The 22,957-nt window shown below is 74.5% G+C and carries 14 protein-coding genes; 4 read left to right on the top strand and 10 right to left on the bottom strand.

Annotated features, from left to right (window positions below; genetic code table 11):
* Positions 1-18: 18 nt before the first annotated feature.
* The 8 genes from WME73_RS48165 to WME73_RS48130 form a co-directional block, all read right to left on the bottom strand.
* Positions 19-1,599 (bottom strand): hypothetical protein, encoded by a 1,581-nt coding sequence (locus WME73_RS48165; protein WP_437913974.1) that lies wholly within the window; start codon positions 1,597-1,599, stop codon positions 19-21.
* Positions 1,596-4,670: a hypothetical protein gene (locus WME73_RS48160; protein WP_437913973.1), complete on the bottom strand. Its 3,075-nt coding sequence runs from the start codon at positions 4,668-4,670 to the stop codon at positions 1,596-1,598. The genes WME73_RS48165 and WME73_RS48160 overlap by 4 nt, the downstream gene beginning before the upstream one ends.
* 116 nt (positions 4,671-4,786) lie before the next feature.
* Entirely contained in the window at positions 4,787-5,218 is a 432-nt protein-coding gene (locus tag WME73_RS48155; protein WP_437743013.1) for a hypothetical protein, read from the bottom strand.
* A 319-nt stretch (positions 5,219-5,537) separates the two neighbouring features.
* Entirely contained in the window at positions 5,538-6,947 is a 1,410-nt protein-coding gene (locus tag WME73_RS48150) for an SIR2 family protein (RefSeq protein ID WP_437743012.1), read from the bottom strand.
* Between the two features lie 69 nt (positions 6,948-7,016).
* The gene (locus WME73_RS48145) at positions 7,017-8,156 is read right to left on the bottom strand and encodes a hypothetical protein (protein ID WP_437913972.1); all 1,140 of its coding nucleotides are present in this window, start codon (positions 8,154-8,156) and stop codon (positions 7,017-7,019) included.
* A 190-nt stretch (positions 8,157-8,346) separates the two neighbouring features.
* Positions 8,347-10,473 carry a biotin carboxylase N-terminal domain-containing protein gene (locus WME73_RS48140; protein ID WP_437913971.1) on the bottom strand — a complete coding sequence of 709 codons (2,127 nt, stop codon included), beginning with the start codon at positions 10,471-10,473 and terminating at the stop codon, positions 8,347-8,349.
* A gap of 217 nt (positions 10,474-10,690) precedes the next feature.
* On the bottom strand, positions 10,691-12,004 hold the full coding sequence (locus WME73_RS48135) for a FecR domain-containing protein (protein WP_437913970.1): 1,314 nt from the start codon (positions 12,002-12,004) through the stop codon (positions 10,691-10,693).
* Positions 12,001-12,753, bottom strand: a complete 753-nt coding sequence (locus tag WME73_RS48130) for an RNA polymerase sigma factor (RefSeq protein WP_437743008.1) — start codon at positions 12,751-12,753, stop codon at positions 12,001-12,003. Before WME73_RS48130 ends, WME73_RS48135 begins: the two co-directional genes overlap by 4 nt.
* Positions 12,754-13,083: 330 nt before the next feature.
* On the opposite strand from WME73_RS48130, the gene WME73_RS48125 reads away from it, so the two are divergent.
* Together WME73_RS48125 and WME73_RS48120 are read left to right on the top strand one after the other, a co-directional pair.
* A complete protein-coding gene (locus WME73_RS48125) occupies positions 13,084-13,299 on the top strand; it encodes a hypothetical protein (protein ID WP_437743007.1) in 216 nt (71 codons plus the stop codon).
* A gap of 287 nt (positions 13,300-13,586) precedes the next feature.
* Positions 13,587-14,672, top strand: coding sequence for a hypothetical protein (locus tag WME73_RS48120; RefSeq protein ID WP_437743006.1), 1,086 nt, complete (start codon positions 13,587-13,589; stop codon positions 14,670-14,672).
* A gap of 66 nt (positions 14,673-14,738) precedes the next feature.
* Here the strand turns inward: WME73_RS48120 and WME73_RS48115 are convergent, their stop codons facing one another.
* Together WME73_RS48115 and WME73_RS48110 are read right to left on the bottom strand one after the other, a co-directional pair.
* On the bottom strand, positions 14,739-15,893 hold the full coding sequence (locus tag WME73_RS48115) for a ferritin-like domain-containing protein (RefSeq protein ID WP_437743005.1): 1,155 nt from the start codon (positions 15,891-15,893) through the stop codon (positions 14,739-14,741).
* Between the two features lie 251 nt (positions 15,894-16,144).
* Positions 16,145-17,629, bottom strand: coding sequence for a serine/threonine protein kinase (locus tag WME73_RS48110; RefSeq protein WP_437913969.1), 1,485 nt, complete (start codon positions 17,627-17,629; stop codon positions 16,145-16,147).
* A 293-nt stretch (positions 17,630-17,922) separates the two neighbouring features.
* Between WME73_RS48110 and WME73_RS48105 the strand changes: the two genes are divergently transcribed.
* Both WME73_RS48105 and WME73_RS48100 read left to right on the top strand, forming a co-directional pair.
* Positions 17,923-18,651 (top strand): hypothetical protein, encoded by a 729-nt coding sequence (locus WME73_RS48105; RefSeq protein ID WP_437855069.1) that lies wholly within the window; start codon positions 17,923-17,925, stop codon positions 18,649-18,651.
* 7 nt (positions 18,652-18,658) lie between these two features.
* Positions 18,659-22,933 carry a serine/threonine-protein kinase gene (locus WME73_RS48100; RefSeq protein WP_437743002.1) on the top strand — a complete coding sequence of 1,425 codons (4,275 nt, stop codon included), beginning with the start codon at positions 18,659-18,661 and terminating at the stop codon, positions 22,931-22,933.
* Positions 22,934-22,957: the final 24 nt, after the last annotated feature.

Raw genomic sequence — 22,957 nt, 5'->3', positions numbered from 1 at the left:
CGACACGCGGCCGTAGCGCTAGTTGCACCCCAGCCGGCACACCATGGCCGCCGTGTAGGAGCACCCGTGGTCGCCCCACAACGACGAGCTCGGCCCCGTGCACCGGAACGCGCACCCCCGCCCGTCCGCGGTCGCCTCGGCCGTCAGCCGGTATCCCTCGGCGTTGCAGCTCCCCGTCGATGACAGGCAGCTCGCCAGCTGCGGCTCGCATTGCTCGACCACGTAGCCGGCCGGGCACGTCCAGTCCACGCTCGCCCGGGCGTAGTCCGGCGACCGCCCCGTCTCGGTCGCGATCGGCTCGTGCTTCGAGAAGGTCGGCATCCCCGTCGTGACCTGGAGCGGCACCACGACGGCCCGCTCGCGCGGCACCACCGGGGCGGACGCGTCCTTCGGCTGCACGACGAACGTGTCCCGCCGCGTCTGCCGCTCGCAGCCGGCCGTCGCGCCCTCCGGCGTCCACGAGAACGTGAGCTCCGCGCTCCCGTGCGCGGGCACCTCGACCGTGCGCTCGCCGTGGGTCACCCGGACGTCGACCTGCGCCCGGTTCGTGATGAGCGCCTGCGCCGTCCCCGCGGCGCCGTACGGCACCACGCCGAGGTCGACGGGCAGCGGCGCGATCTCCGGCTCGGCGAGCGAGAAGCGGCACACGTCCGCCACCGGGTAGATCGCGTACGCCAGCGGCACCGCCTTCTTGACCTCCATCCGCAGCGCGCCGAACGCCTGCCCGCCTCCCTTGGCGCCCGCGACCGGCGCGCCCTCGACGCCCTCGATGGCCAGCTCCCCGACCGAGGTCATCGTCACCCGGCGGTCCCCCGCCTCGATCCGGGCCTTGAACAGGCCGAGCGCCGTGCCGTGCGCCTCGCCGGCCGTCACGTCCGTCTCGTAGGCGACCATCGCGCCGCGCTTCACGGCCCCGATGAAGTGCGTCGCGCGGCCGCAGGCGCAGCCGCCGCCCGCCGCCGGCACCACGCTCTCGGTCGGCTCGAAGAACTGCGGATCCTCGTCCGCGACCAGCGCCATCGCGACCAGCCGCAGCCGGCGCCGGTCGAGCGTCCCTCCGGCGCTGAAGTACGCCGGCAGATCGACGTCGGCGCCGACGAGGACCGAGTCGACGGCGATGCCGACGTAGCGGAAGTCGATCGCGCGCTCGCCCGGCGCCGGCGCGGGTGCGCCCGGCGCCGCCGTCGCCGCGGGCGCCGCCGTGATCGCGGCCACCGTCTGCGCCGCGGGCGCTGCCGTCGCCGCGGGCGCTGCCGGCTCCGCCTTCGGACGGGCGCAAGCAAGGCCGACCGGCGAGAACGCGCCCGCCGCGCTCCTCGAGAGCCCGCGGCCCGGCACCATCGCGCTCGATGTGTCGAGGAGGTAGTCGTGCCGCACGTCGCTGAACGCCCGCGCGGCCGCGAGCAGCGCCCCGGCCTGAGAGCAGCCGCTCTCCTTGCAGGCCGGCAACGCCGCCGCGCCGGCCGGCTTGCGCGACGGCGGCACCGGCACCTCCGGCGGCCCAGGGCAGCCGAGCGCGGAGGCCAGCGCTCCGAGGAGGAGCCAGCCCGCGCGCAGCGGCGCGGCGCGCCGCCGGCGAGCGCGATCTGCGCCGCTCACGGCCATGCGATCGTCATCCACCGGACGCGCCCCGAGCCGCTCACCGAGTCGTCCGCAAAGAACAGCGAGGCGCCGGACCGCCCCGCGAACGCCGGCGACACGTCCTGCGACGCGCCCCCGGTCAGCCACACCAGCGGCTTCAGGGAGGGCGCCGACACGTCGCCGGGCGCCAGCGTGAAGGCGTTCAGCTCCACCGAGTCCCCCGGGGCCGACGCGAGCACGCCGCGGCAGACCTTGTCGCACGCGAGCGCGAGCGACGACACCGCCGCGCCGTCCGGGCCGCTCACCACGACGGGCGGGCCCTGCACCGCGCCGTTGCCGTCGACCCGCACGAGACGCGCGCGCCCGCCGGCCCCCGCGCCCCCGCCGGCCTCGTCGGCCGGCTCGTCGACCCAGCCGACGAAGAGCCCGCTTTCGAGCGGCGCGAGCACCGGGCTGCGCGAGTGCTCCGAGGATTCATGGAGGCGCGACTCGTCGCCGATCCGCTGCAGCGTCTTCGCGTCGAGCCGCGCGAGGAAGATGTCGCCGCCGGGCTCATCGCCCTGGCCAGCCGCGCCGCCCGCAGCCGCGCCGCCGCTCGCAACCGCGCCGCCCTGGCCAGCCGCTCCGGCTCCCGCAGCCGCGCCGCCGCTCGCGGCCGCGCCGCCCGCAGCCCCGCCGCCGCCCGCGGCCGCGCCGCCGGTCGTGCGCGCGTCGGACCACACGAGCCACACCTCCTGGCCGCGCACCGCGATCTGCACCTCGGCCGCGTCGAGCGGCGCGTTCGTGATGCGGCGGTCCGGCGCCGTCCGGTTCAGCGCGCGGTCCACCCGCGCCGCGTACACCTCGGCGTTGCCGTCGCGCGTGTCGATCCACGCGACGATGAAGCCCCCCGCGCCGTCGTAGGCGATCGCCACGTCGGACGCCTCGCTCGCGGCGCCGCCCTGCTTCTTCCGCGGCGCCGTGGTGAGCTTCTTCTGCGCGACCTTCGCGCCCGTCGCGTCGACCTTGGTCAGGTACACCTGCGTCTCGCCCCGCTCGCGCGCGACCCACGCGATCACGCTCTCGCCCTGCGCCGCGCCCTTGCCCTTCGCGTCGGCCGGGAGCGGCGGCGCCGCCGCGATCGCGACGCCGCCGAGCGACGACGCCTTCTGCGAGAGGACGCTCAGCTTGCCGAGGCCGCCCGGGGACACGGCGCGCACCGCGAGCGTCGCGGAGACCTCCTGCCCGCGGGGCGCGGCGTCCGACGCGCCCTCGACGAAGTACGTGACCCACGCCGAGAGCGCCGCGCCGCCGTCGAGCTCGACCGCCGCGACCTTGGCGATGGGGTCGCCCTCGGCGAGGGCGCGCACCGCGGTCGCGCGCGGCGGCGGGTCCTTGTCCTCCCGGAACGCGGGCGCGCGCCACGCGCTCTCGCGCACCGGGAGCGACACCAGCGCGAGCGGCGCCCGCGCGCCCGCCGCGCCCGCCGCGCCCGCCGCGCCGCCAGGCTGCGGGCCGGGCGCGGCGCTCGCCAGCGTCGCGCACGCGCCCGCGTGGCACGTCAGCCCGCGCACGAGGTACGGCACGCCGTCCGTCGCCGCGAACGGCGCGGCGCGCACCGGCTCTGCCGCCCGCACCGAGAGATCCGGGCCGAAGCGCACGAACGTCGGCCACACCGGCGGCGCGGCCGCCCCGTCGCGCGCCATCTTGAGCGTGGCGGGCGCGAGCGTCACCGCGGCGAAGCCGTCGCCGTCGGCCGCGATGTCGGGCGGCCCGCTCGCGCTGAAGACGAGCGCCGCCCGCTCCGCGGCGAGCGTCCCGTCCGGGCCGACCGACGCGAGGTGGATGAGGCGCCCCGGCTCGCGCGCGCCCGCGCCACCGGCCTCGCCGCCGCGGGCGCGCAGCAGGTCCTCCCACGCGAGCAGCGCCCGTCCGCCTCCGCCCTGGGAGGGCGCGACGAGCGACACGAGCGCCTGCTCGCCGGACGGCGGCGTCGCCTGCCGCGGCGCCACCACCACCTTGCCGCCCGGCTCGACCGCCGCGAGGTAGACGGCGCCGTCGATGTCCCGCTCGTCGGTCCAGGTGAGCAGGTAACGCCCACCGAGGGAGGCGATCTCGAGATCGATCTGCGCGGTCGGCTCGGGGCTGACGACCACCGGCGCCGACACCTTCCCGGCCGCGTCGATCTCCAGGAGCGCGATGGATCCGAGCTTCCCGTCCTCTGCGGCGTCCTCCGGCTCCGCCTTGCGCGCGGGCTTGCCCTCGCCTCGGCCGCGCGGCGCGGCCGGCGGGAGCACGAGGGCGACCGCCGCGCCCCGCTCGGTGGCGACCGCGTGCCATCCGAGCACCTCGCGCGCGACCGACGCGGGCGCCGTCGGCTTGATCGCGGCGCCCTTGCCCTGCGCCACGACCGTCATGACCACGTCGACGCGGTCGACGCCGGGATGGGCAACGCCGGGGTGGGCGACGCCGGCGCGGGCCGCGTCGCCCTGGGCCTCGCGCGGCATCTCCCACAGCACGAGCGCGCCCTGCGCGTTCGGGAGCACGTCGAGCCACGAGATCTCCTCGGCCGTCTGCGCGACGAGGCTCGCCGGGGCGCTCGGCTTGCCGGCGGGGTCGAGCGCGAGCACGCGCACCGCGCGGCTCCCCTCGATCTGCTCGATCCAGGCGGCGAGGTAGCCCTGCGGCGTGGCGCGCAGCGCGGCGACGGGCACGTCGGCGGCGACGGGCCCCGCGTCCACGGTGTCCCCGCGCGGCGCGCCGTCCGCGCCGAGGAGGCGCGTCCTCCAGCGCCCTCCCGCGGCGTGGAGCAGCAGCGCCTCGTCGCCGCGCCGGGCGAAGTAGGGCGTCGCGTCCTCGTCGAGCTCCGCGATCACGCGGGCCGGCAGGAGCGGCGGCCCTTCCGGCGCCTTCGGCTGCGCGGGCGGCGTCTTCACGACCGGCGCCGGGCGCGCGACGGGGGCCGGCGCTGCGCCGGAGCACCCGAGCGAGAGGGCGAGCGCGGCGCCGAGCAGCGCTGGCGCGCGGCGCCCGAGCGCGGGGCCGGTCAGGCGGCGTGCGTCGCGCCGCGGACCGCGTGGAACCCAGGAGAGAGCGCTGCGGACGAGCATGGCGGCGACCATGCCAGAAGCGAAGAGCCCCCGCTACAGGGCGCCGCGCAAGCGGAGCGCTCGCCCCGGTCGTACCCGCGCGCGGGCCATCCTGGCCGGACCCCTGGCGGGTGGAACTAGAACGCGAGCAGGCGCCCGAGCAGCGATCTGTACCTGCGCAGCGCGAGCCGGAGCTCCTCCGTCGACGCCTCCGCTCGCCCGGGCTCGCCGTCGACGAGGCGCTGCAGCGCGGCGCGCTCCTCCCGGAAGCTCTGCGCGACCCGCTGGATCACCTCGTTCACGAGCGAGTCGGCCTGCTCGACCGAGAGGCGGGGCGCTTCGATGAAGCCCGCCTGGATCGCGCTCCAGCGCTCGGACAGCTCGCGCGCCTCTTCCGGCGTGAGCACGGGCGCGCGCTCCGGCCAGGGCTCTCCGGTAGGCCCGCCGCGCGCCGTGTAGACGGCCGGCTGGCGGCCCGACTCGGGCGGGATCTCCTCGTCGGCGAACCGCGCCTCGGGTTGGCCGCTCTCGCGCGCCGTCACCATCCGTTCTCTGTGCAATGGGCTCACGATGGCCACCTCTCCGCTAGTTCGCGCTGTGCGCCCAGCGGGCATAGCAAGGCGCATGCGCGTCCCGATGTGCATCCGCGCCCGCTGCGGCGCGCGCAGCGCGACAAGGCCAGAGGCCCGGAAGAGCGCGAGAAAACCCAGAGAGCCCTCCGGGAACGCCGGGCTGCCCGGCGCCGATCACGCGGAGCGGCGATCCTTCACGAGCCGATGAGGCGGAAGAGTACGGAATACACCCGGCGCCGGCCGAGCCGCCGCTCGCGCGTCACAGAGCCGCCGCCCGAGCGCGGCAGGGCCGCAGCTCGGGCGAGGGCGCGCAGATTCACCTCAGCGACGGGCGCAGCTTCGTCACGACCGCGCGGATCTCCCGCACCACCTGGAGGAACGCCTCGTCCTCATCGGGCCACTTGGTCACGGGCTTCTTGTCCCGCGGCACCGCCTGGAGCTCGGCGAAGCGCGTCGTCTCCCAGTCGCAGGGGCGGAGCAGGATCGGAACGACCACGGCCTGCCCCGCCGCGCGCCGCTCCATCGCGCGCGCCACCTGCGCGTCGCCCTGCTCGGACGCGAGGTAGCTCGCGCTCACCAGGAGGAGGATGAGGTCGGCCGCCTCGAGCTGCTCGCCGATCGCGCGCTCCGTGTCCTCGCCCGCGCCGATCTTCCCGCTGTGCCACAGCGCGATCAGCCCCTCCCGCCTGAGCGGGGCCATCTGCGCCTCGAGGCGCGCGAGGAGCTCCTCATCGCGCGAGGCGTAGGAGAAGAAGACGCGCACCGGCCGCGGCGCCGCCGTCGCGCCCACACCCGGCGCGTGTGGCGCCACGGGCGAGGACGGCAACGTGGGCGACGACGGCTGCGCAGCCCGCGGCGCAGCGGCCTGCGGCGGCGCAGCGGCCTGCGGCGGCGCAGCGGCGTGAGGCGGAGGCGCCGCGCCCGGCTCCAGGCCGAGGAGGACCTGGGTGACCTCCGCGTGATCGCCCGCCTGGTTCTCGTAGACGATGAGCCGGACGCCCGACTCCTCGAGCAGCCGGCGGCGGAACGGCGGCACCCCCTTCGGGAGCAGCGCGAAATGCATCGGCGGCTGCCCGCCGGAGAGCGCGCGCACGCGGGCGAGCGTCTGGTCGATGTTGTCGTCGGCGAGGCCGAAGCCCACGAACAGGATGGAGTGCGTGCGGTAGAGGGCCCCGAACGCGTCCTGCAGCAGGGGCGAGCCGAAGATCGCCCGGTCGTACTGGTCGCGCGAGAACACCCAGGTGTCCCACGCCCGCAGCGTGCCGTGCAGCTTCAGGATGAAGCACCTGTCCATGGCGACGTCGCCCGCCGGCCGATCGACCATGCGCCACTCGCCCTGGAACGCGCGCTCCAGGAAGCGGTCGATGTTCGTGGTGAGCACGGCCTTGAGCTTCGGCTTGAGCGCGGCGATCGCCCGCGCCAGCTCCGGCACGTCGCGGCCGGTGTCGTCGAGCTCCTTGTCGACCGTCCAGTTGAAGTCCTGCGGCCCGAGCGCGAGCCTCGCCGCGGAGAGCGCGTTGATGAGCTGGTTCGAGGAGATGTACTGCTGGATCTCGTCGATGACCGCCGGGTCCGCGCTCCGCCGCCGCGCGCGGTCGCGCAGCTTCTCGGCGAGCTGCTTCCAGGTGGGCATGCCCGCAGCCGCCGAGACGCCGGCGCCTGCGAAGACGATCAGATTCCCTGACGTGTAGCGCTCACGCAGCTGCTCGAGGATCTCTTCATCCATCAGCGATCACGATACCGCGGATCTGCGCCAGCGGGCGGCGCCCGGCCGCACCCTCACCGCGCCGCCCCCTCACCGCGGCGGCGCGGAGCGCCGCTCGGTGGAGAGCGAGAGGCCGACCCCCAGCCAGGCCCCCTCGACGGCGCCCGCCTCCCCGCGGGCGCCCTCGTAGGGCGCAGGCCGGAGCACGATCCCCGGGTCCAGCGTCAGCCCGAGCCACACCGGGCCGCCCAGCCGGGTCTCCACGCCGAGCCCGAGGCCGGCGCGTGCGGACCACGTGTCGCGCTCGCCCGCGATGCCATCGACGGAGACGGCGGCGGGCAGCCTGAGCGATGCGACGGAGGCGGTAGCGCCGATCGAGAGGCGCCACGAGGCCGCCAGCCAGAAGCGGTAGTCGCCCGAGAAGCCCGCCTCGAGCCAGCGCAGCGGCTCGCCGCCGGACGGCGCGGCGAGCAGGCGGGCGAACAGCGACTCCGTGAGCCGCAGGCGCCGCAGCCCGAGCGCGAGGCCGGCCCCGCCGAGCACCCGCGGCCCGCCGGAGACGACCGCCGCGTAAGGCCCGGCCGAGACGGACAGGGTGTCGAGATCGCGCGAGGCGAGCTCGACCTCGTCCTGCGTGGGGCGCCGCGGCGACGGCGGCCGCCGCGGGGCGCGCGCGCGGCGCATCTCGGCGACGATCATCTCGGAGGCGGCGATCGCGACGAGCCGCGCGGCCACGTCCGAGGTGAGGCCGGAGACGGCGATCTGCCGTCGCACGACGGCGCGGCCGTCGAGGCGGACCTGGATCTCGAGGCGCGCCGCGGTGGGCCGGTCGACCCACACGGTCGCGACGCGGTCGCCGAGCGGGCCGACCGGCTCGGCGGCCAGCGCCGCGCCGTCCGGGAGCTCGATCTCGAGCAAGCGCCGCACGCGGACGCTGGAGACCTCCTCCGCCGCGCCGCGCGACAGGGCGACGCGCACCTCGATGGGCGCCGCCGCGTCGGGCAGCCGCGGCGCGACGGGCGCGGCGGCGCGGCCGGCGATCGCCACGACGGCGCGCGGCTCGGCGGCCGCGGCCGGGAGGGCCAGGCTCAGCTGGACGACGACCGCGGAGGCGGCGAGCGCGGGAAGATCCCAGCGCGGGGCGCGCGCCGGAGGCAGGCGGCCAAAGCCCGTCCTCTGCGGCGGCGTCCGCGCCGGAGATGATCCGCTGGGCATCCTCGCACGGGCCATCGGGGTACCTGGCCACATACCCTGTTGCGATCTGAATTGCCTCTTTCTTGTGGTCCGAGACCACCTCACCGAGGCTGCTCTGGCCGGACGAATCCACCGCGACGCGCTCTCGAGCGAGAACGGCCGCGCGTTCGCGGATTATTTCGCTGCCAGCGCTCACCCCACAGGGGAGCGCGGCGGCCTGCCCGGCTCACGCCTCCTGGCGGAACGCGGCCACGAGCCAGTTGACGTGACGTCCGGTGTCGTCGTCGCTCGAATGGCGCTTGAACAGCGGCATCCTCAGGATGCGCACGTGATCCTGGAGGTTCGTCTTGAAGGGCGAGCCCTGGATGGGCGTCCCGTCGGGCCGCACCTGCCGCCCCTCGATCTTCATCTTCTTCAGCACCTCGAGGGACGCGAGCCGCAGGAGCTCATAGGCCCTGTCCGGGTCCTTGCAGCTCACGGAGACGATGAGCTTGCCGAACGTGGGGTCCTTGTTCACGAGGACGTCCCCCGCCTCGAAGCCGCAGTCGAAGCGGACCTTCAGGTCGGTGAGGCCCTTCTCCTCGAGCGCCCCGCGGATCGCGTCGGTGTCGGGGAGCGCGATGCGATCGAAGATACCCGCGTTGGGCAAGAACAGCCCTTTGCCGCCGTCCCGCGAGTCCCTGAGATCGGGATTCCAGCTCTCCGCGTTGATGCGGAACTCGCGGCTACAGTGGGTCTGCACCACGTGGTCCTGCTCGAAATCGATGGGTTGCCCGTCCGCGATGCGCATCTGCCACGCGACGAGGTTCACGGGGACGCGGCTGCGCTTCCGCTTGATGGCGTAGCTCTCCTCGCTGACGGGGTGCTCCACCTGGATCCGCGTGTTCATCTCCAGGAAGTAGAACTTCCCTTCCTTGAACATCAGCTCGACGGTGCCCGCGCCCACGTAGCCCACGCGGTCCGCGATCTGCACGGCGAGCCCGCAGATGCGGTCTTCCAGGCCCGGGTACCGCCGGAGCAGGGCCGGCGGCGCCTCTTCCTGGATCTTCTGGCTCGCGCGCTGCTCGCTGCAGTCGCGCATGCCGAAGTGCCGCGCGTTGCCGTAGCGATCCCGCAGCACCTGCACCTCGAGGTGGATCGTCTCCGGGATGTTCTGCTCGAACATCACGCCCGGCTGCCAGTTGTACGCCTTGATCTCGCCAAGGACCTTCTGGATGGCCTGAGGCACCTGCTCCACCGTCGGGATGACGGCCTGCCCGCGGCCGCCGCCGCCGTTGGCGGCCTTCAGCCGCCCCGGGAACGTGAAGCGCCCGGCCGCGTGGGCCTCGAGGACGATCCGCTGGATCTCGCCCGGATCGTCGCTGTCGATGACGATGCCCGGCGTCACCGCGGTCGGGTCGAAATCCTGGGCCATCAGGCGGAATTTGCGCTTGTCGCCGGCGCTCTCCACCACGTCCTGCATCGGGCCGACGAAGACGATGTTCTTCTGGCGGAAGTGCCGGATGGCCGCGGCGTTCTCCGCCAGCGGGCCGTACCCGGGGTAGAGCCCCGCGCGCGACAGCTCCTCCTGCGAGCCGTCGCCGAAGCGCCGCTCGAACTCGGCCCTCACCTTGTCCGCGATCTGGATGAAGTTCGCGTAGCTCTCGCGGAAGCTCCCCTCGAGCCCCACCCCGAACCCGCCGCCCTCCCGCGCGATCCGCAGCTGCAGCGCGTTCGCGTCGTCCTGCAGGCTGTAGAGGACCACGGGGATCTTGCCGAGCGCGATCGCCTCCCGCGTCGCCCGCACGCCCATCTCGCCCTTGTCCGCGACGAGGATGTACTTGAGCTGGCCCGCGCTCACCGTCGTGGCGGGGTAGCTGTCCAGGCGATGGACGGCGGCGTACAGGAGATCCAGCACCTGCGCGTCCTCCCGCAGGAGGTCGCCGGCCCGGGAGCGCAGGAGCTCCGCCGCCTGGTCGCGGAGCGAGGGCTCGTCCTGCTCCAGGATCAGGAACTTGAGGAGCCGCTCGTCGTCGAATTCACGGCGCTTCAGCGCCCGGAGCAGCCCGCCCTCCAGGTAGCGAGCGAACCCGTCGCGGTCCGCGGCCGTGATCGATGCGCGCGCGTCCCGGATCCGCGCGAGCAGGCCCTCCGCCGCCGCGAGGAGCTCCTGCACCCGCTCCTCGTCGAGGAGCGCCCTGCGCAGCGCAGCTTCCAGGGGGCGCTGCCAGCCGAAGTGCGTCCTCCACACCTCGCCGTTCGCGATGAGGTACCGCAGCCCGAGGAGGCGGTGCGCGTCCTGGCCGCCGGCCAGCGTGCCCAGATCGAGCAGCACGAAGCCAGGGACGCCCATCGCCGTGGTGAACGCCTCCATCGAGGACACATAGCCGCCTCGGGGCAACACCAACTTCCACGACGGGAGCGATTGAACGTCGTTGCGAGCGGGTAGAGAGCTGGTGCGGACGGCGGTGGTCATCCTGAGCGGTTCTCCGGCGCGGCGAGCGACCAAGCAAGCGCAGAACCACCAGGGGTGTCAAGCATGTCCACCGCGCTCGGCGGAGCGCGATCGACGTGGACGGGCGCCCCCCGCTCTACGGGGTCGGGCTCGCGTCCGGGGCCGGCGGAGGCTGGGGCGGCGGGGCCGCGTGCTCCTCTTGCTCGGCCGCCTCCTCACCGGACTCGCCGGAGACGATCCGCTGGACGTCCTCGCACCGGCCGTCCGGGTAGTTGGCCACGTACTCCTTGGCCATCTGAGAGGCCTCTTCCTTGTGGCCGGCGACCACCTCGGCGCGGATGCGCTTGCAGAACGAGTCCTCCGCGAGGTTGCCCTCGGGCGACAGCGAGCGCGCCTGCTCGTAGTACCTCGCCGCCAGCGCCTGCTCACCCATGCTCGCGTGCATGTCGCCGAGCTTGTAGGCCGCGATCGGCGCGTTCGCGTCGCTCGGGAAGCCCTCGACCACGCGCGCGAACGCGCGCATCGCCGCGGCGCGATCGCCGCCCTTCCCGCGCAAGAGGTCGCTGAGGTCCATCAGCTCCCTCGCCGTCTTCGCGGAGGCGATGGCGCCGTCGATGCCGCCGCTCTGCTGCTGCAGGCTCTGCAGCGCCTCGGCGACGTTGCCCGCGTTGTACCGCGCGCGCCAGTCCGGCGCGGCGGCGGAGGCGGCCGGCGCGGCGGCCGGCGGCGGCTCGATCGGCGCCACCTCCGCGCTCGAGCGCGGGAGCGACGAGGCGCGGGCGCGCCGGGGCTCCGGCGGCGCCACGACCGCGATCCGCTGCCGGATCGGCACGCCCTCCTCGGCGTCGCCGCGCCCGAGCTCCCGCGAGCCGGCCGGCGACGTGAGCTTGACCGAGCCATCCGCGACGTTGACGTCGATCGCGTCGACGTTGTGCTTCACGCGCAGCACGCTGCCCGCCGCCGCCGCGAGGCGGGCCTCGCCGGCGACGATCGCGAGCGCCGCCGTGCGCGTCCCGCTCACGGTGTCGAGCCACGCCTCGCCCTGCACGAGCCGCAGCGTCAGCGCGCCGCCGTCCGCCTGCTCGACCTCGACGGTCGTGCCCGCCGTCAGCGAGATCCTCCCGCCGCCCGGCAGCTGGAAGGTGCGCCCCTGCGAGCCCGCGGCGAACACGTCGACGAGCGACGGCGCGTCGTCGGCCGGCGTCACGGCGGTGAGCGCGGGCGCCGCGCGCTCGTCGCTCCAGATCGCCTTGCCGAGCCACAGGCCGCCGCCGAACGCCGCGAACGTCGCCGCCGCGAGCATCGCGGCCATGCCCGCGCGCCGCGGCGACGAGCGCTCGCGCGCCCCGAGGTCGTGCTCGATGCGGTCCCAGACGCGCGCGATCCGCTCCTCGGTCGCGTGGTCGCGGAGATCTGCCGGGGCGATCCGGGGTAGCCCTCGCCGGCTCATGATGAGGCCTCGCTGCTGGTTGAATCTACAAAATGACCGTCGAGGAACTGTTGCGCCCGCGAAATCCGCCGCTTGACGGTCGCGAGCGAGCAGTCCGTCATCTGCGCGACCGTCTCGAGATCGTGCCCCTCCACCGAGCGGAGGATCCACGCGATCCGGTCGTCCGCCGGCAACGTCTGGAGCAGGGCGTAGATCTGCGCGATCTGCGCGCGCGCGTGGGGCGACGCGGCCGGGCTCGCCAGGGCGTCGAGATCGACCGGCTCGCTCGACTTGCCCATCCCGAGCACGCCGAGCAGCCGCGCGCGCCGCATCCGCGAGCGGACCTTGTGGACGATGATCGACCCGAGCCAGGCGCGGAACGCGGCAGGATCCACGAGGTCGTCGAGGCGCTCGTAGGCGCGGAGGAACGCGTCGTGGACGATGTCCTCCACGTCGCGCGCAGAGCCCTCGATGCGCGTCGCGAGGTGGATGGCGAAGGCGACGTGCCGCCGGTAGAGCTGCTCGAGCGCGCCCACGTCCCCGCGGGCGCCGAGCACCACGAGCTGCGCGTCCGGAAGCTCCGCGAGGCCCGTTCCGCGCTCGGCCGGCCCGGTCGCGGCGGAGGACCGCCGGTCCTGCGCGCGCGCCCCCCCGAACCGGCCATCGCCGCGGCCGCGCTCCTCCGGAGCGAACGCGGGCCCGGCGTCGCCCATGTCCTCCTGGGCCTCCGCGGCCGGGGCAGCCGGGGCGGCCGGTTCGACAAGGCGCAAGCGCCCTCGCTGAGGTCTCAGAGCCATGCGTTCGTACCAGGGGACATGACTGGAAATGTACAGCAGACGGTGATCGTGATGCCCTCGCGGGAGTCGGGGCAGCGGCCCGGGCGGAGCGCCGTGCCCTGGGCTCCTGTCCAGAGCGGCATCAGGAGCGCCCCGAGTTTCCCACACCTTTCTAGACGCCTGGTCGGGCCCGGGCGGCTCATCGAAAAAACTGTGAGCCGTTCTGGCTCCCCTCGGCGTCTGGGTGGTGGCCGCCGGATTTGCGTGCGGTTCACACGCCTGTTGGTTGAGGGTGGTCTACCCGCCCCATTTTCGGAGGATTCCATGAAGAAGCTCGTTCTTGCGCTCGTCGCCGTCTCGTCCCTCGTCGTCGCCTGCGGCGGCAGCGCCCCGGCCCCGACCGACCCGGGCGCGGCTCCGGCGGCTGACCCGGCGGCGGCTCCGGCGGCTGACCCGGCGGCGGCCCCCGCGGCTGACCCGGCGGCGGCCCCCGCGGCCGACCCGGCGGCGGCCCCCGCGCCGGCCGACGCCCCCAAGTGAGCTCTCTGCGCGGCGCGTCGCTTCCTGGGTGAAGCGCGCATCGCGGAGCGCTTTGGGCGACGCCTCTCCGGAGGCGCCGCCCTCTTTTATTTTGTGCCGCTCGGTCGCCCCTGGCCCGCGGCTCCAGCGCCGGCGCGCCTGTGCTTTGGCGCCATCCGCGGGGCGTCTCCATGTATGTTCCGTCCGCGCGCGTTCCCGTGGACGGCTCATCGCGGCGCCGCTGCAGCCCGCGAGCCGGTCCCGCTCCTTCTGACAACCCGACCTCTCGTGTCCCCGGGGCTGATCGTATGGGTACCACAAGCCGGCTGAGCTTCCTGCTGCGGTCCGGGCGGCATCGCCCTGGCTTCCTCTCCTCGCGCGCCTTCGCCTGGTCTGCGCTCGTCGCCCTCGCGGGGGCCTCGCTCGGGGCGGGCTGCGGCCGCACCGAGACGTGGGAGTACGACAGCTCGTCCGGCGCCGAGCCCCCGGCGTGCGGCGACGGCGCCTGCAACGGCGCGGAGGACTGCCGCTCCTGCGCCCCCGACTGCGGCCCGTGCCAGGGCCAGGGGTGCGGCGACGGCGCCTGCTCGGGGACGGAGACGTGCTCGAGCTGCGCGAGCGACTGCGGCCCGTGCGGGGGGTGCGGCGACGGCGCCTGCAACGGCGCAGAGGACTGCGGCAGCTGCGCCGAGGACTGCGGCCTCTGTCCGCGCTGCGGCGACGCCGCCTGCGATCCGGCGAGCGAGTCGTGCTCGACGTGCCCGGGCGACTGCGGGGTGTGTCCAAACTGCGGCGACGGCGTGTGCAGCGGCGCCGAGACGTGCGCGACGTGCGCGGGCGACTGCGGCGTCTGCCAGGGCTGCGGCGACGGCGTCTGCTCGCCGCGGGAGGACTGCCGCTCATGCGCCCCCGACTGCGGCGTCTGCGAGGCCTGCGGCAACGGCGTGTGCAACGGTGGGATCGAGAGCTGCTTCTCTTGCCCGGACGACTGCGGCGCCTGCGCCACGTGCGGCGACGGCATCTGCTCGGGGACGGAGACGTGCGCGTCCTGCCGGCGCGACTGCGGCGTGTGCTCGGTGTGCTCGAACGGCGTCTGCGAGAGCTTCGAGACCTGCGGCATCTGCCCCCAGGACTGCGGCGCGTGCGAGCCCGTGGACTGCGAGGAGGTGGTCACCTGCGCCGCCCGGTGCATCGACAGGGAGCGGATGCCGCCGGAGTTCAGCGTCGCGTGCGTCTCGAGCTGCGTCTCGCGGGGCTGCCCCAACGCTCAGTTTTTCGCCGATCAGGTCCTTTCGTGCGCCTTCAGGTCGCTCGCCGCCTGCAACGGCGACTTCGGCTGCATCCAGAGGCAGTGCGGCGTCGAGCTCTCGGCCTGCGTCCGGTCCACCTGCTGATCTCTCCCCGGGGCCGGCGCGGGCGTCCGCTTCTTTCGCCCTCGGACGCCCTCGGACGCCCTCGCCTCACGCGTCGTCGAGCAGCTCCTTGGCCGTCAGCTCGCTGGCCGCCCGCCCGTGCTCGTACTCGAGCAGGCCGAGCGAGGCGTAGCGCGGCCGCATCCGCGCGGACAAAAGGCCGATCCGCTTCAGATTCGGGACGATCCGCCTGAACATCGTCCGGCGGAAGAACCCCATCAGGTCGCTCTGGAGCATGAGCTCGTCCCACGCGCAGCGCGTCATGCGGTGAGCGTAGAACTCGTCATAGAACTCGTGCGCCAGGAAGCGGTTGCGCAGGAGCACCGACAGGTCGAACGCCCAGTCCTCACGCTCCCTCCGCGCCCGCTCGTCGATGCCATCGCGGTAGAACCTGCTCAGCGCGAGCACCCCGAAGTGGACGTGACGCGCCTCGTCGGTGATCACCGACCGGAGGACGTCCTTGAGGAGCGGCTCGCTCGTCACCTGTCGAATCGAGCCGAACGCGCCGAGCGCCAGGCCCTCGATCATGATCTGCATGCCGAGGAACTTCATGTCCCACCGGCCGTCGCTCATGATCGCGTCGATGACGACATAGAGGTTGTCGTTGATCTCGTAGAGCTTCTCCAGCTTCTGCGTCAGGTAGGCGTGGAACACCTCGACGTGGCGCCCCTCGTCGGCGACCTGCGTGCTCCCGTAGAGCTTCGCGTCGAGCGACGGCACGCACTCCGTGATCTGCGACGCCGCGAACAAGGCGCCCTGCTCGCCGTGCAGGAACTGGCTCAGCATCCAGGAGAGCAGCCCGTGGCGCTGCGTCGCGCGCTCCCGCTCGGAGAGCCTGCGCCAGGCGGGCAGCTTGGACGGCGGCATCCAGCTGTCGGGCAAGAGCGGCATTGCCGGGTCGAGCCAGTCGACGCTCCGCGACCAGTCGAGGTCTGTCGCAGCGTCCCACTGGGACGTCTTGGCGAGGTGGTAGAGCCTCGCCATGTCGGGGTCGTCCCGCCCGTAACTCCAGTTAAAGCTGGCCTCGTATCCAACCGAGATATCGGTCGAGACCACGCCCTTGCCCCGCCGCTGGACGAAGCCGCGGAAGGCGGGCCCGAGGAGCGAGGCGAGCACACGGACGTTACCGCTGCTCGATGCGTCGCGAAGGAGAGGGGCGGAATCGAGGAGGGTCTGGAGTGCTTGCTGGAGGCGCATGGACATGAGAGCTTTCCGGAGCGGCGAGGCGCGGGCGTGAGGTAGAGCGCCCCGCGGGCGGCCCTTATAATGGCACCTATCATCGAGCGGCAATCGCCCCTCGCTCGTTTTTACGTCGTCATATCGACTCCGGGAGCTCCCGAGTCGGCCAGGGGGTCCACGCCGAGCGCGCGCCCGTCGCCCACCTGACGTCGCGCGTCGCGGGGGCGCGGCGCGCGCGTCGCTGAAGGGCCGACGCCGGCCGCGCGCCCTCCGCGTCAGAGCGCGCGGCACCGCAGCGTCGGCGCCGGCGAGGAGCAGTGCCCGGAGAGCTCGCCGATCAGCAGGAGCCCGGGCGGCCCCGCGGAGAGCTCGAGTCCGCCGATCCCGCGGACCGCCGCCTCCGTCGCGCAGAGCGCGTGCACCGCGTCGACGGGCGCCCACGCCCCGACCCGGGCCAGGTCGCCGCCGATGATCTCCGGGTGGTTCGCCGAGCGCACCACGACCTGCCCGGCGTGCAGGCACAGGTTCGTGTGCACGCGCGTGTCCGGGCCGCTCCTCAGCGCGATCTCCTCGTGGAGCGAGGCGGCGATCTCGATCACCGCCGCGCGCTCCAGCAGCGACTCCCGCAGCTCGCTGGAGAGGAGGCGCACGGCGAGGATCTCGCTGCCGGTCACGGAGACCAGCGTGAGCCCGGCGTCCCGGAGGCGCTCCTCCGCGAGGTCGAGCACGAGGCCGAGCTCCTCGGCGAGCGCGTCGTCGAGATCGTCGGCGTCGGTGCGCACCCGGAGATCGAGGTAGATCGCGATCGCGTCGGTCTGGAGCTCCGGCATGCTGCTCCGCCCCGACGTCGGCTCGCCGACCGCCTCGCGCAGCGTGTGGAGGAAGCTCTTCACCGAAGGATAGCGGTGCTCCGGCTGCTTCTCCATGCAGCGCAGCACCACCGCGTCGAGCGCGGGCGGCAGCGGGGTCCGCCGGCTCGGGCGCGGCGCGGGCTCCTCCAGGTGCTGCCGGAGCAGCTCGGTCGCGTCCGGCGAGTAGAACGGGAGCTTGCCCGTGAGGAGCCTGTGCAGCAGGACGCCGAGCGCATACACGTCCACGCGCGCGTCGAGGACGCCGCCGAGGATCTGCTCGGGCGCCATGATCGTGAGGGTGCCAGGCGCCCTCCCCGCCGTGGTGAAGCCGCTCGCCCCCTCGTCCGGCTCCATCAGCTTGGCGATCCCGAAATCGAGGAGCTTGACCGCCCGCGGGGTGCCCCGCGAGACGAAGATGTTGCTGCCCTTCACGTCGCGATGGATGATCCCGGCCGCGTGCGCCGCGTCGAGCGCCGAGCAGACCGGCTCGAGCAGCTCGAGCGCCTGCTCCGGCGAGAGCCGCCCCTCCTGCCGGAGGAGCACGTCGAGCGTCACCCCGTCGAGGTGCTCCATCATATAAAAGGGCCGGCCGTCCGCGAGCTCGCCGGCCTCGTAGATCTCCACGATCCCGGGGTGATTGAGCAGCCGCACCACCTCGATCTCGCGCAGGAAGCGCTTCACCATCTTCGGCGACGCGGCGAGCGTCCCGTGGAGCACCTTCATCGCCACGCGCGCGCCGGTCTTGAGGTGAATCGCCTCGTACACGGCCCCACATCCGCCCCGGGCGATGGGCGACACGATGCCGTATTCCCCCGCCCGCGTGCCGCACGGCAGCTCGCCTCGGGAAAAGGACCTCTCCTCCAGTGAAAATGCCCGCGTCTCGTTATCTCGTGTCGCCAAAGCATCCATCGTCATAACCCCCCCGATGCGACTAAGGACTCACCCGAGCGAGGATTTTCTCCGCGCCAGACGGCCGGGTTGGCGCTACACGCCGCTTCGCCAAGTGGTACAGTAAATCCATCGTTATCCTTACGGTAGCCTATTCCATCTGCTAGCAGAACGGGCGCGGAGGGGGACAGATGAAGAGGCGAATCCGAGCTCTGTGCGCACACACATTTCTGTTGGCTTCATTGCCGTGCTGCGGTGGCAGCGACGGATTTCCCGCGGAGTGGGGGTCGGTCGACGAGGTCTCAAGTGCGCTCGTGAATCACAACGCGCTGAACCCGAACGCCCTCAACCCGAACGCCCTCAACCCGAACGCCCTCGACCCGATTGCGCTCGCCCCGAACAGACTCGCCTCGAACGCCCTCTCGGCGGCGGTCCGCGCCGCCATCACCCGCCCAGGGGAGCTCGGCGCGATGTCCAGGCAGCTCCTTCAATACATCGTCGGCTGCGCGCTGACCCCGTCGCAATCGTTCAGGTTCTCGTGGCGCGACGAGCGCGGCGAGCTGCGCGAGGAGGTCTACCCGGGTTACCTCGGGCTCGCGGCGAGCTGGGCCATCGCGCCGCTGAGCGAGTCCCGGGAGCAGTGGGTCTCGGCCTGCGTGGCGTCGCGCGCCAACCGGGCCGGCGTCTCCGTGATGATCTCGTCGCGCGCGGCGCACCTCGCCCTCAGGCACCCGGACGCGAGCGAGGTCGAGTCGTATCCGATGGAGGAAGGCGCGTTCTGGGGCGATCTGTTCGCGACCCCGCCCCGCCTCTATGCCTGCTACAACGAATCCAACGTGGAGAGCTCTCGGGCCCTCAGCAGGGACTGCGCCGCGGGGCTCCCCGAGCCCGGAGGGGGCGTCCGGGAATGCCCGAACATTCACATCGTGGGCTCATGCGATCTCGCGTGTGACGCGCTCGGCGCGGCCGACGGCTATCGCCCGAGCTGCACCGACGATCGGGGCGAGTCGTGGCCCGCGGTGATTACGACGTTCCTGCCATGAGGCCCCCATGTTGCCCGATGCTCGTCGAGGCGGAAGCGCGGCTCGCTCCGGGGCGCCCACCGCGCGGTGCAAGGAGTGCGGCAAGCGCGTCGCGCACGCGGATCCGGGGTGTCCGGAGCACGGGCCCGTCGTGCGGCAGGCCAGCCCGGAGCCCGGCGCGCCCGGCGGCGCGGACGAGTCCAGCGGCAGCTGGCTCAGCGCGACCGCTCCGCCCAGCATCGAAGGCTACCGGGGCGTCCGGCTCGCCGGCGCAGGCGGGTTCGGGGCCGTGTTCGCGGCCGAGCCCGAGGAGGGCGGGCCGACCGTGGCGATCAAGGTCGCGCGCGCCGACCAGCCGGACGCGAGCGCGCGCCTCGTCAAGGAGATGCGGGCCCTCTACGACGTCGGGCCGCCCCACGTGCCCGCCGTCTACGGGTGCGGCCAGCTCGCCTCGGGCGCGCCGTACTTCGTCATGGAGTACCTCGACGGCCCCACGCTCGCCGACCGCCTCGTGGCGCGCGGGGTCGCCGGGCCGATGCCGGCGCGCGAGGCGTGCGCCCTCGCGCGCTCCGCGCTCCGGGCCCTCGAGGCGATCCACGCGCGCGGCTACGTGCACCGCGACGTCAAGCCGGAGAACATCTTCGTCTCCGGCGCGCCGCTCGCCGCGCGCGCCGGGGTCGGCGGGCACCGCGCCACCATCATCGATCTCGGCCTCGCCGCGGGGCACCGCGAGCCGTCGCCCCGCCTCACCGCCGGCAGCGACGCGCCCGGCACCGCCGAGTACATGGCCCCCGAGCAGTGCGACGGCCGCGACGACGTCGACGCGCGCGCGGACGTGTACGCCCTCGGCGCCGTGCTGTTCGAGCTGCTCACCGGCAAGCCGCCCTTCTGGGGACCTCCCGCCCTGGTGCGGCAGGACCACCTCAGCCGCCGCCCCCCGCGGCCCTCCCAGATCGCGCCGATCTCGCGCTCGCTCGAGGAGATCGTGCTCCGGTGCCTCGCGAAGGACAGGGGCCAGCGCTTCGCGAGCGCCGCGGCGCTCATCGCCGCCCTGGAGAGCTTCGAGCGCGGCCAGGAGCGCCGCCCCTCGCGCCTCAGGGGCCCCACCACCGATCCGCCGCCGCCGAGCGCCCGCAGCGTCGAGCGGCGCGCCGTCGCGCTCCTCTTCTTCGAGGCCGAGCTCGACGTCGTGGCCCTCCAGCGGAGGCTCAGCGCGCTGGGCGGCGAGCTCGCCCACGCCGCGGGCGGCCGCTTCGTCGCCGTCTTCGATCACGCGGACGGCGCGAGCCCGCTGCGCCGCGCGGTGCACGCCGGCCGCGAGCTCGAGCAGCAGCGCGTCCTCTCCCGCGGGCTGCTCGACCTCGCGACCGTGTCCGTCCAGCCGCGGCCCGACGGCACGCGGCGGTTCCTGAGCCCGCTCTTCCGCCGGGCGGACCGGCTCGCGGCGGGCGGCCCTCTGGGCCTCACCCTGTCGCCGGCGGCCGCGGCGGCGCTCGGCGACGACGCCTCCCAGGCCCAGGGCGACGGCCTCCCCCCGCCAGGACCGACCTCCGCCCGGCCCGGGCCGGCCGCCGCCCAGCCCGACGCCGACACCGCGTTCGACTCGAGCTCCCAGCCGCTGTTCGGCCGGAGCGACGTGCTCGACGCGCTGGTCGCGGGCGCGCGCGACGCCGTGGCGACCGCGACGCCCACCATCGCCAGCGTCATCGGCGTGGCCGGCCACGGCAAGAGCCGCCTCGCCGGCGCGCTCGCGCAGCGGCTGCGCGCGCTCGAGGGGCGCGCCGAGGTGATCGAGCTCCGGACCGGCGAGCCGGTCGCTGGCGGGGCCGATCGCGTCGTCCGGGAGATCCTGCAGCGGGCGCTCGCGCTACCGTCGTCCCCTCCGGCGGACGGCGGCAGCGCGCTCCTCCGGCGCCGCCTCGCGGGCGCGCAGCAGGCGCGGCTCGGGGCCGCCGTGGCGCTCGCGCTCGGCTGGATCAGCGACGACCCGCTCGCCGAGGAGCGCTACCCGGAGCTCCGCGCGCTCTCCGCGGCGCCGGGCGCGCTCCGCGCCGCGCTCTCCGTGGCCGCCGGCGAGGCCCTCCGCCGGCGATCGCGCCGGACGCCGCTCTTCGTGGTGCTCGACGACGCGCACGTGGCCGACGACGCGGCGCTCGCCGCGCTCGAGTACGCGGCGCTCGCCGAGGCGCAGGCGCCGCTCTTCATCTGCGCGTTCGGGCGGCCGAGCTTCGAGAGCGCGCGCCCCTCCTTCGGCGAGCGCGCCGCGCGCCGCGAGACCTACCGGCTCGAGGCGCTCGACCGCGAGAGCGCGATCGCCCTGTGCCGGCGGCTGCTCCTGCCCGCGGAGGACGTGCCCGAGCCCGCGGTCGCGCACCTCGTCGAGCGCGCGCAGGGCGTCCCGCTCCTCCTCATCGAGCTCGTGCGCGGCCTCAAGCGGGGGGGCGTCGTGCGCCGGCACCCGCGGGGCGACGCGTGGTACCTCGCCACCGACGAGCTCGATCGGCTCCCCGACATGCCGCTCCTCGACTGGCTGGCCCTCGGCGAGATCGACGCGCTCCCGCCCGCGCTGCAGGCGCACGCGCGGCTCATCGCGCTGCTCGGCCCCGACGTCGCGGTCGCCGAGGTGGCCGGCGTGCTCCACCGGCTCGACGAGCACGGCGAGGCCGACGACCTGCCGCTCGACGCCGCGGTCGCCGTGAAGCGCCTGATCGCCGCGGGCCTCCTCGTCCAGGACCGGCGGGGCCGCATCGGCTTCCGCCACGCGCTGGTCCGCGAGGCGGTGGCCCGCGGCGCGCCCGAGCCGCTCCGCCGGCGCGTCCACCTCGCGGCCTTCAAGCTGCACCGCGACGCCGCGAGCGACGAGGCCGGCGAGCGCGACGCGCCGCACCTCAAGGACGCGCGCCTCATCCCGTTCGCGTACCACGCCGCCCAGGCGGGCCTCGGCGAGATCGCGGAGATCGCCTACCTCACCCTGGCGGAGCGCGCGCGCGCCCGGCACGCCTACCTCGACGCGGAGACGCTCTACACCCGCGCCCTGGAGCAGCCGATCGAGCCGACGGCCCCGGGCGGAGGCCCGCCCAGCCGCCGCGCGCCGGGCGGGGTGCGCCCCGACCGCGCGGCCGCGCACCGGGGCCGCGGCCTCATGCGCTACCGCCTGGGCCGCTACCACGACGCGCTCGCCGACTTCGCCAGCGCGCGGGCCATCGCGCGGGCGCGCGGCGACATCCCGGCGCAGATCGACATCCTGCTCGACGAGGCCACGGCGCTCGACTGGATGGACGAGTTCAAGAGCTCCGAGGAGCGCGTCGAGGAGGCGGGCGTGCTCGCCGACGAGATCACGCTGTCGCCGGCGCTCACCGCGCGCCTCGCGCTCGGCGCCGGGCGCACGCTCCACCGCTTCAGCCGGGAGGAAGAGGCGACCGCCGCGCTCGAGCGCGCGGCGGAGTCGGCCGCCTCGCTCGGCGACGACGGGTACGAGACGCTCGTCATCTCGCTGCTCATGCTCGGCTTCGTCCTCCAGGGGCTCGGCCGGCTCGACGACGCCGAGGACGCGCTCGGCCGCGCGATCGCGCTCTGCGAGGCGCACCACGACACGCTGCACCTCTGCGTCGTGACGAACAACCGCGCGCTCCTCTGGGCGTGCCGCGGCGACAAGGCCCGGATGATCGCCGACCTCGAGCGGGTGCTCGCGCTCGCGCGCGACCTCGGCCAGGGCGCGCTGGAGCGGGTCGGCGAGTACAACCTCGGCGAGTACCTCTACCTCATGGACGACCTCGCGGCGGCGGGGCCGCACATCGATCGCGCGCTCGAGATCGAGCGGCACCGGTTCTGCGGGGCGTGCCGGCCTGTCGCCCTGCTCCTCAAGACCCGGTTCCTCTTCTTTTGCGGCGAGCAGGCCGAGGCGCGCGCGCTGTTCGAGCAGATGCGCGAGATGCAGGAGCGCGCCCGCGCCGAGGGCCAGGCCGACGCGCTGATGGTCCCCTCGGAGGAGGTGCTCTGCGCCATGATCGATCTGGCCACGCAGGACAGGGGCGCCGCGGACGACGCAGCGTGGGACGCGCTCGTGGACCGCTCGGCCCAGAGCTCCGTGGGCCAGGAGCACATCGAGGTCCTCGAGATCCGCGCGGTGACCGCGCTGCGCCGCGGCCGGCTCGCCGCCGCGCGCGGCGCGCTCTCGGCCGCGCTCGAGGCCGCGGAGCGCATCCCGAACGTGATGGGCGACCGGCTGCGCCGCCACGCCGCCGCCATCGCCGAGCGCGAAGCGGCGGAGGCCGCCCTGGATCAGCCGACGCAGCCGGCGTAGGCAAGCCGCGCCGCCGCCCCGTGA

Origin of the sequence: Sorangium sp. So ce302, from assembly GCF_051530145.1 — a bacterium.
Classification (GTDB): Bacteria; Myxococcota_A; Polyangia; order Polyangiales; family Polyangiaceae; genus Sorangium; species Sorangium cellulosum_B.
The sequence above is the reverse complement of the archived record's forward strand: the minus strand, read 5'-3'. Positions and strand labels throughout refer to the sequence as shown.

Coding starts and splice junctions, on each gene's coding strand:
- WME73_RS48100 (WP_437743002.1), top strand. CDS start 18,659: ATGTTGCCCGATGCTCGTCGAGGCGGAAGCGCGGCTCGCTCCGGGGCG.
- WME73_RS48120 (WP_437743006.1), top strand. CDS start 13,587: ATGGGTACCACAAGCCGGCTGAGCTTCCTGCTGCGGTCCGGGCGGCAT.
- WME73_RS48110 (WP_437913969.1), bottom strand. CDS start 17,629: ATGGATGCTTTGGCGACACGAGATAACGAGACGCGGGCATTTTCACTG.
- WME73_RS48125 (WP_437743007.1), top strand. CDS start 13,084: ATGAAGAAGCTCGTTCTTGCGCTCGTCGCCGTCTCGTCCCTCGTCGTC.
- WME73_RS48160 (WP_437913973.1), bottom strand. CDS start 4,670: ATGCTCGTCCGCAGCGCTCTCTCCTGGGTTCCACGCGGTCCGCGGCGC.
- WME73_RS48115 (WP_437743005.1), bottom strand. CDS start 15,893: ATGTCCATGCGCCTCCAGCAAGCACTCCAGACCCTCCTCGATTCCGCC.
- WME73_RS48135 (WP_437913970.1), bottom strand. CDS start 12,004: ATGAGCCGGCGAGGGCTACCCCGGATCGCCCCGGCAGATCTCCGCGAC.
- WME73_RS48150 (WP_437743012.1), bottom strand. CDS start 6,947: ATGGATGAAGAGATCCTCGAGCAGCTGCGTGAGCGCTACACGTCAGGG.
- WME73_RS48140 (WP_437913971.1), bottom strand. CDS start 10,473: ATGGAGGCGTTCACCACGGCGATGGGCGTCCCTGGCTTCGTGCTGCTC.
- WME73_RS48145 (WP_437913972.1), bottom strand. CDS start 8,156: ATGGCCCGTGCGAGGATGCCCAGCGGATCATCTCCGGCGCGGACGCCG.